Genomic DNA, 12978 nt, shown 5'->3' on the forward strand with positions numbered 1-12978 from the left:
GCCGCCAGGGTCGGCGGCGTGCCGCATCAGGCTCAAAGGGTATCAGGATGCGCGCGACTCGGAGTCCGTCGCCAGCGCCTCCCAGAGGGCCTCGACGGCGGCCTGATCGATGCCCTGGCGGCGGTAGAGGCGGATCTCCAACGGTACGTCCCAGCGTCCGTCGCCGGCGCGGACCAGGGTGCCGGCGGCCAGGCTCTCCTGCACCACGCGTTCGGGCAGCCAGCCCAGCCCATAGCCCAGGCCGACCAGCTCGCGGATGTTGCCGCTCTGGATGCTCTCGTGAAGCACGCGAAAGCTCGGCGCGCCGGGAATCCCCTCGAGATGGCGGCGCAGGGCCATGTCCGTCAGACCCCGCGGGTGATAGGCGATCAGCGGCAGGCTGGCACGCGGGCCGGTCTCCAGCTCGAAACGGGGCCGCCCGTCGCCTTCGGGCAGCGACACCGGCACCAGCCGTTCGCTGTCGAGACAGCGGTGCTCGAGGCCCTCGGTATCCGGCATCTGCGACCCCTCGACCCGCGGCCAGTAGGTGAGCACCAGGTCGCACTCGTCACGCGCCAGCGCCTCGAAGAAGTCGCTGGCCAGCCAGCCGGTGGCCCGCAGCGAGGGCGTCAGCGGCGGCGGGGAGGTAAAGCTGGAGAGCCAGGCCGGCAGGAAGTGCGCCAGCAGGCTCTGGGGCGCGGCCAGGCGCAGCTGGCTGGCCTGCTCCTCGGCCAGCTGCGACAGGCGAAGTCGGGTCGCGGCGACCCGGCGCGTCACCTCGAGGCTCAGCGCCAGGAACTCCTCGCCGGCCGGCGTCAGCGTCAGCGGCAGGGTCTGGCGGTTGATCAGGGTGGTGCCCATGCCCTCCTCGAGCAGCTTGATGCGTCGCGAGAAGGTCGGTTGGGTGACGTTCTGCTCCTCCGCCGCGCGCGAGAAGTGCTGGGTCCGGGCCAGGACGATGAAGTCTTCCAGCCAGCGCAGTTCCATGTCGATCCTCGAGCCAGGAGCCGGGTGTCTCACCCGGCATTGTGCCACACCTCCCCAGGCGTCAGTCGATGCGCCCTTCCTCCACGGCGTGGCAGGCCACCTGGCTGCCGTCGTCGCTGACGATCAGCTCCGGGATCTCGCTGCGACAGCGCGCGTTGGCGTGGGGGCAGCGCCCATGGAAGACGCAGCCCGACGGCAGATTGACCGGCGTGGGCACCTCGCCCTGCAGGCGAATATGCTGCGGCCGGTCGTCCTCCAGGCGAGGAATGGCCGACATCAGTGCCTGGGTGTAGGGGTGGCGCGGCCGGGCGAAGAGCGTCGCCGTGGGCGCCACCTCGCAGACCCTGCCCAAATACATCACCGCCACCCGGGTGCCGAAGTGCTCCACCACGGCGAGATCGTGGGTGATGAACAGGTAGGTCAGGTTGCGCTGCTGCTGGGCCTCCATCAGCAGGTTGAGGACCTGGGCCTGGATCGACACGTCCAGCGCCGAGATCGGCTCGTCGGCGACGATGAACTCCGGGTCCACCGCCAGGGCCCGGGCGATGGCGATTCGCTGACGCTGGCCGCCGGAGAACTCGTGGCCGTAGCGCGCGCCCCAGTCGGCGGCGATGCCCACCGATGCCATCACCTCGGCGACCTGCTGCTTGACCCGCTGCGGCGACCAGTCCGGATGGTGCAGGCGGATCGGCTCCTCCAGGGTCTGCTGGATGGTCATGCGCGGGTTCAGCGACGCATAGGGGTTCTGAAAGATCATCTGCATGCGGCGGCGATAGGGCATCAGCGCCTGATGGGAGAGATCGTCGATGCGCTCACCGTCATAGCGGATCTCGCCGGCACTCGGGTGCAGCAGCCCCATCACGGTGCGCGCCACGGTGGACTTGCCGCAGCCGGACTCGCCGACCACGCAGAGCGCCTCGCCGCGCTGGATGTCCAGGTCGACGCCGTTGATGGCGTGCACGTACTTCTGCTCGCGGACCAGCTTGCCGCCCTTGAACTTGAGCTGCTCGAGGAAGTCGCCGGAGAGCGAGAAGCGCTTCTCCACGCCGCGAATCTCCAGCAGCGGGGAGGCGGGCTCGGCGGCGGTGGCGTGTGCTGTCGAACTCATCAGCGGATCTCCTCGGCCGGGATGCGCTCGCGATCGAGCATCTCGGCGACCATGTGGCAGGCGACCCGGCAGTTGCCGGAGGTCACGAAGTCGGGCACCTCGTCGGTGCAGGCGTGGCGGGTCGAGCCGTCGGCGCGTGCCACGAAGCCGCAGCGCGGATGGAAGGCGCAGCCGCTCGGCAGGTTGTCCAGCGACGGCATGCTGCCGGGGATCTGATTGAGGCGCGCGCCGGGCGTCGCCATCTGCGGCAGGGCGTTGATCAGCCCCTGAGTGTAGGGGTGCTGCGGGTCGTTGATGATCTCCCGGGTCGGGCCCTGCTCGATCACCCGGCCGGCGTACATCACCAGCATGCGCTGGGTCACCTGGCTGACCACGCCGAGGTCGTGGGTGATCAGGATCAGGCCGACGTTGTGCTTCTCGCAGAGCTCGAGCAGCAGCGCCATGATCTCGGCCTGGATGGTCACGTCAAGCGCGGTGGTCGGCTCGTCGGCGATGATGATGTCCGGGTCGAGCAGCAGCGCGATGGCGATGATCACCCGTTGGCGCATGCCGCCGGAGAGCTCGTGGGGGTACTGGTCCAGGCGCGCCGAGGGGGAGGGGATCTGCACCTGCTCGAGCTTGCGCAGCGAGATCGCCCGGGCTTCCCTGGTGGAGATGCGCCGGTGTGCCTTCAGGCACTCGACCATCTGCTCGCCGATGGTCAGCACCGGGTTCAGGGTCATCATCGGATCCTGGAAGATCATCGACATGCGGTGCCCGCGCACGTGGCGCAGGCCGCGGTCGCTCATGGCGGTGAGTTCCTGGCCGTCGAAGGTGATGCTGCCGCCGGCGATGTAGCCGGGCTTGGCGATCAGGTTGAGCAGGCTGAAGGCCGCCACCGACTTGCCGGCGCCGGACTCGCCCACTATCCCTAAGCGCTCGCCACGCTCCAGGCTGAAGCAGACGTCACGCAGGGCCTGCACGTCACCGCGGCGCAGGGCGAAGCGCACGTCGAGGTTGGTTACGTCGAGGAGTGCCATGGGAATCAGCCCTTGTAGAGTCGCGGGTTGAGGACGTCGCGCAGCCAGTCGCCGAGCAGGTTGATCACCAGCACGAGGATGACCAGCATCGCCCCGGGGATCAGGGTGATCCACCAAGAGCCGGACTGGATGTAGTCGAAGCCCGACTTGATCAGCGAACCGAGCGACGGGTGCGTTTCCGGCATGCCGAGCCCCAGGAACGACAGCGCGGCCTCGGAGATGATGGCGTTGGCCACCTGCACCGTGGAGATGACGAAGATCGGCGACAGGGTGTTGGGCAGGATGTGGCGGAACATGATGCGCCGGCTCGTGAAGCCCATCACCCGGGCGGCGTCGACGTACTCCTTGCTGCGCTCGGCGAGCACCGAGGCGCGCACCGTGCGCGCGTACTGCGGCCACTCCGCCAGGCCAATGATCAGCACCAGCAGCGGCACCGCGAAGTCACTGTAGGTGGCGCCGCCGAAGACCGCCTTGACCAGGGCGCCGACCACGATGGCCACCATCAGGGTGGAGAACGACAGCTGGATGTCGGCCAGGCGCATCAGGAAGGCGTCGACGCGCCCGCCGAGGTAGCCGGCGAGCAGCCCGAAGCTGACGCCGAGCAGGGCCTGCAGGGCCACGGCGCCGAAGCCGATGATCAACGACACTCGGGCACCATAGAGGATGGTGGAAAGCAGGTCGCGGCCCTGGGCATCGGTGCCCATCAGGTAGGCCGGATCGCTGCCGTCGACCCAGAAAGGCGGCAGCTCCGAGGCCAGGATATCGATCTGCGCCAGGTCGTAGGGATCCATCGGCGCCAGCCACGGCGCCAGCACGGCGACCCCGACCAGCACGATGAATACCAGCAGGCTGAGCTGGGCGATCGGATCGCGCTTGAAGCTGTAGAGCAGGTAGGAGCCGCGGAAACGGGACCAGCGGCTCGCCACCGGGGCAACGTCCATGGAAGAGTTGGTGGTGGTCATGCGGGTTTCCCTGTCAGCTTGACGGTGGGATTGACCAGGCCGTAGATGAGGTCGACCAGGGTATTGGTGATCACGAAGATCAGCCCCACGATCATCAGGTAGGTCACGATCAGCGGCACGTCGGAACGCTGGATGGCGTTGAGGAACATCAGCCCCATGCCCGGCCACTGGAACACCGTCTCGGTGAGGATGGTGTAGGCCACCAGGGTGCCGATCTGCACGCCGCCCACGGTGATGACCGGCAGCATGGTGTTCTTCAGCGCATGGATGAAGTAGATACGGCGCAGCGAGATACCCTTGGCGCGGGCGAACTTCACGTATTCGGACTGCAGGACCTCGAGCATCTCGGCGCGGATCAGGCGAATGAACAGCGGCAGCATGATCGAGGCCAGCGAGACCGCCGGCAGCACCAGGTAGGTCAGCCCGTTCAGCGAGGCGAAGTTGCTGTCCCAGGTGCCGAAGACGTTGACGGGATCGCCGCGGCCGTAGGCCGGCATGCCGCCGTCGGTGGAGAGCAGATCATTGAGCCAGGCGCCCCAGCCGGTGTCGGAGGGGAAGGGCGTGACGCTCACCCCGATGGCAAATATCTGGATCAGCACGATGGCGGTGAGAAACACCGGTATCGAGATGCCGACGATCGACACGCCCATGAAGAAGCGCGTCAGCCAGGCGCGGGGGCGGATGGCGCTGTACACGCCGATCGGTACCGACAGCGCGATGATCAGGAAGGTACTGGCCGCCACCAGCTCGAGGGTCGCCGGCAGGTGGCGCATGATGACCTCGGTGGTCGGCTGGTTGAAGGTGTAGGAATAGCCGAAGTCGAACTGGACGGCGTTACCGGCGAAACGCAGGTACTGGACCAGGAAGGGGTCGTTGAGCCCCAGCTCCTCGCGCAGGGCCTCGCGCTCGCTCTCGGGCACCGACTGGCCGACCATCTGCTGGATGGGGTCGCCCAGGTTGTCCTGGATGGCGAAGGCGATGATGCTGATGACGAACATCACCAGCAGGGCATGGTAGAGGCGCTTGATCAGGAAAGCGATCATGGCTGGCGTCCCGTGTGCAACACGCGGCAACGCACTCGATCATCGAGCGCGTCACAGGGGTCATGGTTTCGAAGGGCCGGCCCGCGAGGGGCCGGCGCGCGGCGGACTTACTCGTCGGTGATGACCAGGTCCCCGAGGTAGGGGAAGTTCATCACGTTGAGCACCGGCTCGATGTTGACGTTGGAGGCCGAGGCCCAGGCCAGGTCCTGCCAGTGCAGCGGCACGAAGGCGGCATCGTCGTAGAGCGTCTGCTCGACCTGCTGGAGCATCTCGGCGCGCTTCTCGAGGTCGATCTCGAGATTGGCCTCGGCGACCAGCTTGTCGAGTTCCGGGTTGCAGTAGTTGCTGGCGTTGTACTGGCCGGCCCCGGTGTCGGCGTCCGGGCAGGCAGTCAGGTACTCGTGGAAGTTGGCCGAGTCCTCGGTATCGGCGTGCCAGCCGATCATCATCATGTCGGCGACGCGCTCGTCGAACTCGCCCCAGTACTGGGCCTTGGGCAGCGTCTTGAGATCCACGGTGACGTTGATGCGCGCCAGCATGGCGGCGACCGCCTGGGCGATCTTGGCGTCGTTCACGTAGCGGTTGTTGGGCGCCATCATGCTGATCTCGAAGCCGTCTTCAAAGCCGGCGTCGGCCATCAGCTGCTTGGCCTTCTCCAGGTCATAGCGCGGTTCGAGGCTCTCGACGTGGCCGGCATAGCCCTCCGGCGAGAACTGGGCGGCCGGGGTGGCAAAGCCCTTCATCAGGCGATCGGCGATGCCTTCCTGGTTGATGGCGTAGGCGAAGGCCTGGCGCACCTTCGGGTCCTGGAAGGCCTCGACGCGCTCCTGGTTCATGTGGAAGAGGATGATCCGGGTGCCCGACATGGTCACCAGCTGCACGTCCTCGTCCTCGCGGACCCGGTCCAGGTCATTGGGTGGCACCGGGGCGATGAAGTCGACGTCGCCGGAGAGCAGCGCGGCCACGCGAGTGGCGTTCTCGCTGATCGGGGTCATGACGATCTCGTCGACGTTGCCGGGCGATTCCTCGTCCCAGTAGTCATCGAAGCGCTCGAAGGTGATGCGCACGCCCTGCTGGCGTTCGGTGACCACGTAGGGGCCTGTGCCGGAGACGTGGGTCGAGGCGAAGGAGTTGCCGTTCTTGACGATCTCGTCCTTGGGGTCGCCATCCGCATCGGTGCCGCTGTAGAAGGCGCTGTCCATCGGGAAGACATAGGTCGCCAGGTTCAGCAGCAGCGGGTAGGGCTTGGTGGTGGTGATCTCCACGGTGGTGTCGTCGATGGCGGTGACGCTCTCGATGGGCTCGAAGATCGCCTTGAAGTCGGGGCTTCGCTTCAGGCGCTCGATGGTCCAGACCACGTCCTCGGCGCTGAAGGTGTTGCCGCTGTGGAATTCGACGTCATCGCGCAGCGTCATGCGCATGGTGGTGTCGTCGACCTGCTCCCAGCCGGTGGCCAGGCGCGGCTCGAAGGAGAGGTCCTTGTTCCAGCGCACCAGCGGATCGAAGGTCATGTGGGAGAGCTGGATGATGCCGCCGGAGAGCTGCTCGTGGATGTCCAGCGAGACCGGGTCGGCGTCGTAGGCCATGCGCAGGCTGGTCTCGGCGCTGGCCACGGAGGGCAGCACGGCGGTGGTCATGGCGGCGCCGATCACGCTCGCCAGCAGGGTCTTCTTGAGAGTCATGTGTCGTTCCATGCCGGGTGACTTGTTATTGGTGTAATGACCGCTAAGGTCCAGCCAACAACATAGAGAGCCCGGCGACCCCTGCCCAATCGAAATTTTGACAGGCGCCATGCGCCCGGCGAATGAGGCCGCCGGGCGAACGACGATTCAGTCCTCGCTCGACGGCGTCAAACGGCCGATACGGTAGAGGGTCGCGACCTGATCGAGCCCAGAGACGCTGCACTCCAGGTCGGTGACGCGCCCATCGCTCAGGCCGTAGACCCAGCCGTGGACGGCGAGCGCCTGGCCGCGCTGCCAGGCCCGCTGGATGATCTTGGTGCGGCACAGGTTGTTGACCTGGGCCTTGACGTTGAGCTCGCACATGCGATCGACCTGCTCGCCGAGCGGCAGCTGCTCCAGGTCGCCGCGGTGGCGGCTGTAGAGCTCGCGGACCGAGTGCAGCCAGTAGTCGACCATGCCGCACTCGTCGCCGGTCACCGCCGCCTTGATGCCGCCGCAGCCGTAGTGGCCGACGATCATGATGTGCTTCACCTTGAGCACGTCGACGGCGAACTGGACGACCGAGAGGGCGTTCATGTCGTTGTGGTGCAGCAGGTTGGCGACGTTGCGATGTACGAAGACCTCTCCGGGCGGCAGGTCAATGATCTGGTTGGCCGGCACCCGGGAGTCGGAGCAGCCGATCCACAGATAGTCGGGGTTCTGCTGCTGAGACAGCCGAGAGAAGAAGTCGGGATCCTGGCGACGGACGCTCTCGGCCCAATCGCGGTTGCGCTCGAGCAGCTCTTGCATTTCGGTTTTCATGGGTGGGCTTCTCTGAAGAACGGGCCATGGGACGGGACGCATTCTTGATTACCGGCATAGCCAGGGTCAATGCAGCGGGCCTCCCGGGCCATGGCCGTGGCTGGTATGATCGCGCCCGATCAGAACGACACACCATCAGGAGAATACTGTGTCCGAATACGACTACGATCTCTTCGTGATCGGCGCCGGTTCCGGCGGCGTGCGCGCCGCCCGCACCGCGGCGGCGACCGGCGCCCGGGTCGCCGTGGCCGAGGACCGCTATCTGGGTGGCACCTGCGTCAACGTCGGCTGCGTGCCCAAGAAGCTTTACTCCTATGCGGCCCACTTCCACGAGGCCTTCGAGGACGCCAGCGGCTTCGGCTGGCAACTGGCCGAGGCGCCGCGCTTCGACTGGTCGACGCTGCGCGACAACAAGATCGGCGAGATCAAGCGGCTCAACGGCATCTACGGGCGGCTGCTGGACGCCGCCGACGTACGCCTGATCAACGAGCGCGCCCGGGTGGTGGATGCCCATCACGTGGAGGTCGGCGGCGAGACCGTCAGCGCCGAGAAGATCCTGGTGGCCGTCGGCGGATGGCCCTGGACACCGGACTTCCCCGGCAAGGAGCTTGCGGTCAACTCCAACCAGGTGTTCGATCTCGAGACCTTCCCCGAGCGCTTCCTGGTGCTCGGCGGCGGCTATATCGCGGTGGAGTTCGCCAGCATCTTCAACGGGCTCGGCAGCGAGGCCCACCTGGTCTATCGCGGCGAGCTCTTCCTGCGCGGCTTCGACCAGCAGGTGCGCGAGTTCACCCGGGACGAGATGGCCAAGAAGGGCGTCAACCTGCACTTCGAGGCCAACATCGAGGCGATCGAGAAGGTCGAGGGCGGCCTCGCGGTCACCCTGACCAGCGGTGAGCAGCTCGAGGTGGACGCGGTGCTGGCGGCGACCGGTCGTCGCCCCCACGTCGAGGGACTCGGGCTCGAGGCGCTGGACGTGACCCGCACCGAGAGCGGCCATCTCGCCGTCAACGAGCGCTTCGAGACCTCGGTGCCATCGATCCTGGCGCTCGGCGACGTGACCGGCGGCCCTGAGCTCACGCCGGTGGCGCTCGCCGAGGCCATGCAGCTGGTCCGCCACCATTTCGAGCCGGGCGAGCCGGCCCCGCTGGACTATCGCCACATTCCCACGGCGGTATTCTGCCATCCCAACATCGGCACCGTGGGACTCTCCGAGGAGCAGGCACGCGAGGCCTGTGGCGAGATCCGGGTCTACGCGGCGGACTTCCGCCCCATGAAGCACACCCTCTCCGGCAGCAGCGAGCGCTGCCTGATGAAGCTGATCGTCGACGACGAAAGCGACGTGGTGGTCGGTGCCCACATGGTGGGCGAAGAATCCGGGGAGGTGATCCAGGGGATCGCCGTGGCCGTCCGTGCGGGACTCACCAAGGCGGATTTCGATGCCACCGTGGGCATCCATCCCACTGGCGCCGAGGAGTTCGTCACCATGCGCACGCCGACCCGCCGCTGAGCGCGATCGACGCCGGTGTGTGACCACGGGCCACCCTTAGGGGTGGCCCGTTTGCGTTAGTGATCCTCAAGGTTTCGGCGTCCTCGTCCTGGGCTATTCTGAAGATACCGTCTGACGCCACTGTGGAAGGGGTAAGACGGGCTTCGATGCCGACATGGCGGGCATTGGCTCACTCTTCATAATGATATTTTATGGCTAGGCGGCGCCTGGATAACCATGGTTTTGAATTGCTGATAAGGCGCTGTTATAATCCCGCTCAAATTCGCTACAGCGAACCACCGACATGACCGCAACCACCGACCCCTTCACACCCTCCGCCGAACTGGCAAGGCCCACCGTGGCCGACGCCGTGGTCGGCCACGACGCCTCGCCGCTGTTCATACGCAAGCCCAATCCCGACGATGGCTGGGGCATCTACGAATTGGTCAAGTCCTGCCCGCCGCTGGACGTCAATTCCGCTTATGCCTACCTGCTGCTGGCGACCCAGTTCCGCGACAGCTGCGCCCTGGCCACCAACCAGGAAGGTGAGGTGGTCGGCTTCGTCTCCGGCTACGTCAAGAGCAATGCGCCCGACACCTACTTCCTCTGGCAGGTGGCGGTAGGCGAGAAGGCGCGCGGTACCGGCCTGGCACGTCGCCTGGTGGAAGCCGTGATGTCTCGCACGGAGATGGCCGAGGTTCATCACCTCGAGACCACCATTACCCCCGACAACCAGGCCTCCTGGGGCCTGTTCCGTCGGCTTGCCGATCGCTGGCAGGCACCGCTCAATAGCCGCGAGTACTTCTCCACCGATCAGCTCGGCGGCGAGCACGACCCGGAAAACCTCGTGCGCATCGGACCCTTCCAGACCGATCGTATCTGACCAACGCCTTTTCGTGGGACCGGCTGCCCGACGGGCGGCCCAGGTCCCTGCGTCTCTACCGGCCGCTTCCACGGCCAGACCCTTTCTTCAACTTCCCAAGACCCACAGGAGGTCGCACATGCAGACCCAGATTCTCGAACGCATGGAGTCCGACGTTCGTACCTATTCTCGCTCCTTTCCGGTGGTCTTCACCAAGGCCCAGAATGCGCGCCTGACCGATGAAGACGGCCGCGAGTACATCGACTTCCTGGCCGGCGCCGGCACGCTGAACTACGGCCACAACAACCCGCACATCAAGCAGGCGCTGCTCGAGTACCTGGCCGAGGACAACATCATCCACGGCCTGGACTTCTGGACCGCCGCCAAACGCGACTACCTCGAGACTCTCGAGGAGGTCGTTCTCAAGCCGCGCGGGCTCGACTACAAGGTCCAGTTCCCCGGACCGACCGGCACCAATGCCGTCGAGGCGGCCATCCGCCTGGCCCGCAACGCCAAGGGTCGCCATAACGTCGTGACCTTCACCAACGGCTTCCACGGCGTGACCATGGGGGCGCTCGCCACCACCGGTAACCGCAAGTTCCGCGAAGCCACCGGCGGCGTGCCGACGGTCGGCGGCAGCTTCCTGCCGTTCGACGGCTACATGGGCGAGAGCACCGACACCCTGGACTACTTCGAGAAACTGCTCGGCGACAAGTCCGGCGGACTCGACGTGCCGGCCGCGGTGATCATCGAGACCGTGCAGGGCGAGGGCGGTATCAACGTCGCCGGCCTCGACTGGCTCAAGCGTCTCGAGCAGATTTGCCGCGACCATGACATCCTGCTGATCGCCGACGACATCCAGGCGGGCTGCGGTCGCACCGGCAAGTTCTTCAGCTTCGAGCACGCCGGCATCACCCCGGATATCGTCACCAACTCCAAGTCGCTCTCCGGCCTCGGCCTGCCGTTCGCCCAGGTGCTGATGCGCCCGGAGCTCGACGTCTGGAAGCCGGGGCAGTACAACGGCACCTTCCGCGGCTTCGCCCTGGCCTTCACCACCGCCGCCGCAGCGCTGCGTGAATACTGGGCCGACGACGCCTTCGAGAAGGAAGTGGCGCGCAAGGGTGAGGTGGTCGCCAAGCGCTTCCAGCGGATCGCCGGCATGCTCAACGAACTGGGCTTCGAGGCCACCGAGCGCGGCCGCGGGCTGATGCGCGGCATCGACGTGGGCAGCGGCGACGTCGCCGACAAGATCACCCACAAGGCCTTCGAGAACGGCCTGGTCATCGAGACCAGCGGCCAGGACGGCGAGGTGGTCAAGTGCCTCTGCCCACTAACCATCACCGACGAAGAGCTGACTCGCGGCCTGGATATCCTCGAGGCCAGCGCACGCGAGGCGCTGAGCTGATACGCTGAAAGGGTCGCCCGAAAACGAGGAAGGGCGGCCCGGTCCTCGACCGGCCGAGGGCTCGGCCGGTTCGCCATCGACATTACTGGAGAGTATTCATGATCGTTCGCAATCTCGAGGAAGCGCGCAAGTCAGACCGCCTGGTCGCCGCCGAGAACGGCAACTGGGACAGCACCCGCCTGTCGCTGGCCGACGACGGTGGCAACTGTTCCTTCCACATCACCCGGATCTATGAGGGCACCGAGACTCATATCCATTACAAGCATCACTTCGAAGCGGTGTTCTGCATGGAGGGCGAAGGCGAGGTGGAGACCCTGGCCGACGGCAAGATCTGGCCGATCAAGCCGGGCGACATCTATATCCTCGATCAGCACGACGAACACCTGCTGCGGGCCAGCAAGACCATGCATCTGGCCTGCGTCTTCACTCCGGGCCTCACTGGCAAGGAGATCCATCGCGAGGATGGCTCCTACGCGCCGGCCAACGAGCCGGACGACAAGACCCCGCTCTGATGATCTGAGCGCAGTTCGTCGCGTTCCTGTCGCGACGACATGGGTCTGATTCCTGGCCCCGAACCATGATGGTTCGGGGCCAAGTCGTTCATGGAGTGCGCCACTCGGCATGGCCTGATGGCACCTCAGGGCGCCGAGCGATCGAAGACGATGGTGATCTCGGCCAGCGTCACGCCGAACTTGCTCATCGCCGTGCGGTTGATCAGCCGCCCGTCGGGTTGCAGGTACATCCAGTCATCCAGGGTGAAGGTGAGCTCGCGCCCCGAGACCTCGACCGGCAGGCGATAGCGCATGTTGAAGGCGTGACCGGCCTGGCGAGCCTCCACGGGGCCCTCGACGTCGTTGGCGCTGCCGAGCCAGGTGGCATCATCCTGGCGCTCGAAGGTCCAGACCCGGCGATCCATCTCGCCATTCTGGTAGGTGAAGCGCTCGTCGAGGGTCAGGGTGTCGCCCTCGAGACTACCGTCGATCATTACGGTAAAACGGCGCTGCACCTCGCCGCTGTAGTCCTGAACCATGCCCCAGGCGCGCGTCTGACCGTCGAAATACTCGCCGATGTCCAGCCGCGGCGTGGTGCCGGCGTACCGCTCGACGTCGACGCTGCCGCAGCCGGCGAGCAGCAGTGGCAGGAAGAGCAGCGGGAGCAGTCGATAGTGCAATATCTTGTACATGATCTATCCGGTATTGGTTTAAGGTATAACCTAGGCTAGCGGATCGCCGACGGCGTTGCCATTCGATGGCCGGCAAGGCGATGCGGGAAGTCCTGGCTCATAGTTGTAGGATCCCGGATGATCAGATCGCCTATAGAAGTTATCCTCTGCTAGCAGCCAGAGAGCTTCTACAGCAATTCATTCGGGAGCAGGTTCATGGACATCAAGCTGCATAAGCAGGCTACGACGACACCGAAGATCCGTGCCGAGATCCAGGCAGCCCCCTCTAGCATCACGGATAGCGAGTTGGCCCGCCAATACGGCGTCGCCACCGCGACTATCCGGCGTTGGCGGTACCGTGACGATGTCCACGACCGACCGCACACGCGGCACAACCTGCTGGCCACGCTCACGCCCGAACAGGAAGAGGTGCTGATCGCGGCTCGTGAATTCCTTCGCCTTGGCCTGGATGATCTTCT

Annotated in this window: 12 protein-coding genes and 1 pseudogene; 5 read left to right on the forward strand and 8 right to left on the reverse strand. The window is 65.9% G+C overall.

The window, feature by feature from the left end; genetic code table 11:
- Positions 1–42: 42 nt before the first annotated feature.
- The 7 genes from BM388_RS13830 to can form a co-directional block, all read right to left on the reverse strand.
- Complete coding sequence (locus tag BM388_RS13830; RefSeq protein ID WP_089851163.1) at positions 43–966, reverse strand: LysR family transcriptional regulator; 924 nt, start codon at positions 964–966, stop codon at positions 43–45.
- Between the two features lie 61 nt (positions 967–1027).
- Entirely contained in the window at positions 1028–2074 is a 1047-nt protein-coding gene (locus BM388_RS13835; protein WP_089851164.1) for an ABC transporter ATP-binding protein, read from the reverse strand.
- Complete coding sequence (locus BM388_RS13840) at positions 2074–3093, reverse strand: ABC transporter ATP-binding protein (RefSeq protein WP_089851166.1); 1020 nt, start codon at positions 3091–3093, stop codon at positions 2074–2076. The genes BM388_RS13835 and BM388_RS13840 overlap by 1 nt, the downstream gene beginning before the upstream one ends.
- Before the next feature lie 5 nt (positions 3094–3098).
- Complete coding sequence (locus BM388_RS13845; RefSeq protein ID WP_089851168.1) at positions 3099–4055, reverse strand: ABC transporter permease; 957 nt, start codon at positions 4053–4055, stop codon at positions 3099–3101.
- On the reverse strand, positions 4052–5098 hold the full coding sequence (locus BM388_RS13850) for an ABC transporter permease (protein ID WP_089851170.1): 1047 nt from the start codon (positions 5096–5098) through the stop codon (positions 4052–4054). The genes BM388_RS13845 and BM388_RS13850 overlap by 4 nt, the downstream gene beginning before the upstream one ends.
- Before the next feature lie 107 nt (positions 5099–5205).
- Positions 5206–6780, reverse strand: a complete 1575-nt coding sequence (locus BM388_RS13855; RefSeq protein ID WP_089851172.1) for an ABC transporter substrate-binding protein — start codon at positions 6778–6780, stop codon at positions 5206–5208.
- 147 nt (positions 6781–6927) lie between these two features.
- Positions 6928–7581 (reverse strand): carbonate dehydratase, encoded by a 654-nt coding sequence (gene can / locus BM388_RS13860; RefSeq protein WP_089851173.1) that lies wholly within the window; start codon positions 7579–7581, stop codon positions 6928–6930.
- Positions 7582–7729: 148 nt separating this feature from the next.
- On the opposite strand from can, the gene gorA reads away from it, so the two are divergent.
- From gorA to BM388_RS13880, 4 genes are all read left to right on the forward strand, one after another.
- Positions 7730–9091 carry a glutathione-disulfide reductase gene (gene gorA, locus BM388_RS13865; RefSeq protein WP_089851176.1) on the forward strand — a complete coding sequence of 454 codons (1362 nt, stop codon included), beginning with the start codon at positions 7730–7732 and terminating at the stop codon, positions 9089–9091.
- 283 nt (positions 9092–9374) lie between these two features.
- On the forward strand, positions 9375–9953 hold the full coding sequence (gene ectA, locus BM388_RS13870; RefSeq protein WP_089851178.1) for a diaminobutyrate acetyltransferase: 579 nt from the start codon (positions 9375–9377) through the stop codon (positions 9951–9953).
- Positions 9954–10071: 118 nt separating this feature from the next.
- Complete coding sequence (gene ectB / locus BM388_RS13875) at positions 10072–11337, forward strand: diaminobutyrate--2-oxoglutarate transaminase (RefSeq protein ID WP_089851180.1); 1266 nt, start codon at positions 10072–10074, stop codon at positions 11335–11337.
- A 98-nt stretch (positions 11338–11435) separates the two neighbouring features.
- Positions 11436–11849 (forward strand): ectoine synthase, encoded by a 414-nt coding sequence (locus BM388_RS13880; RefSeq protein ID WP_089851181.1) that lies wholly within the window; start codon positions 11436–11438, stop codon positions 11847–11849.
- Positions 11850–11974: 125 nt separating this feature from the next.
- On the opposite strand, the gene BM388_RS13885 is transcribed toward BM388_RS13880, so the two are convergent.
- Positions 11975–12520 (reverse strand): DUF3833 domain-containing protein, encoded by a 546-nt coding sequence (locus BM388_RS13885; RefSeq protein ID WP_089851184.1) that lies wholly within the window; start codon positions 12518–12520, stop codon positions 11975–11977.
- Between the two features lie 195 nt (positions 12521–12715).
- On the opposite strand from BM388_RS13885, the pseudogene BM388_RS13890 reads away from it, so the two are divergent.
- A pseudogene (locus BM388_RS13890) lies at positions 12716–12978 on the forward strand (IS481 family transposase); the annotation flags it as partial.

This window comes from Halomonas saccharevitans (assembly GCF_900116405.1).
GTDB lineage: Bacteria > Pseudomonadota > Gammaproteobacteria > Pseudomonadales > Halomonadaceae > Halomonas > Halomonas saccharevitans.

Excerpts from the sequence above, each read along its gene's own strand:
- ectB (WP_089851180.1), top strand. The coding sequence starts at position 10,072 with ATGCAGACCCAGATTCTCGAACGCATGGAGTCCGACGTTCGTACCTAT.
- BM388_RS13855 (WP_089851172.1), bottom strand. The coding sequence starts at position 6,780 with ATGACTCTCAAGAAGACCCTGCTGGCGAGCGTGATCGGCGCCGCCATG.
- BM388_RS13885 (WP_089851184.1), bottom strand. The coding sequence starts at position 12,520 with ATGTACAAGATATTGCACTATCGACTGCTCCCGCTGCTCTTCCTGCCA.
- BM388_RS13840 (WP_089851166.1), bottom strand. The coding sequence starts at position 3,093 with ATGGCACTCCTCGACGTAACCAACCTCGACGTGCGCTTCGCCCTGCGC.
- BM388_RS13880 (WP_089851181.1), top strand. The coding sequence starts at position 11,436 with ATGATCGTTCGCAATCTCGAGGAAGCGCGCAAGTCAGACCGCCTGGTC.
- ectA (WP_089851178.1), top strand. The coding sequence starts at position 9,375 with ATGACCGCAACCACCGACCCCTTCACACCCTCCGCCGAACTGGCAAGG.
- BM388_RS13835 (WP_089851164.1), bottom strand. The coding sequence starts at position 2,074 with ATGAGTTCGACAGCACACGCCACCGCCGCCGAGCCCGCCTCCCCGCTG.
- can (WP_089851173.1), bottom strand. The coding sequence starts at position 7,581 with ATGAAAACCGAAATGCAAGAGCTGCTCGAGCGCAACCGCGATTGGGCC.
- BM388_RS13850 (WP_089851170.1), bottom strand. The coding sequence starts at position 5,098 with ATGATCGCTTTCCTGATCAAGCGCCTCTACCATGCCCTGCTGGTGATG.
- BM388_RS13830 (WP_089851163.1), bottom strand. The coding sequence starts at position 966 with ATGGAACTGCGCTGGCTGGAAGACTTCATCGTCCTGGCCCGGACCCAG.
- BM388_RS13845 (WP_089851168.1), bottom strand. The coding sequence starts at position 4,055 with ATGACCACCACCAACTCTTCCATGGACGTTGCCCCGGTGGCGAGCCGC.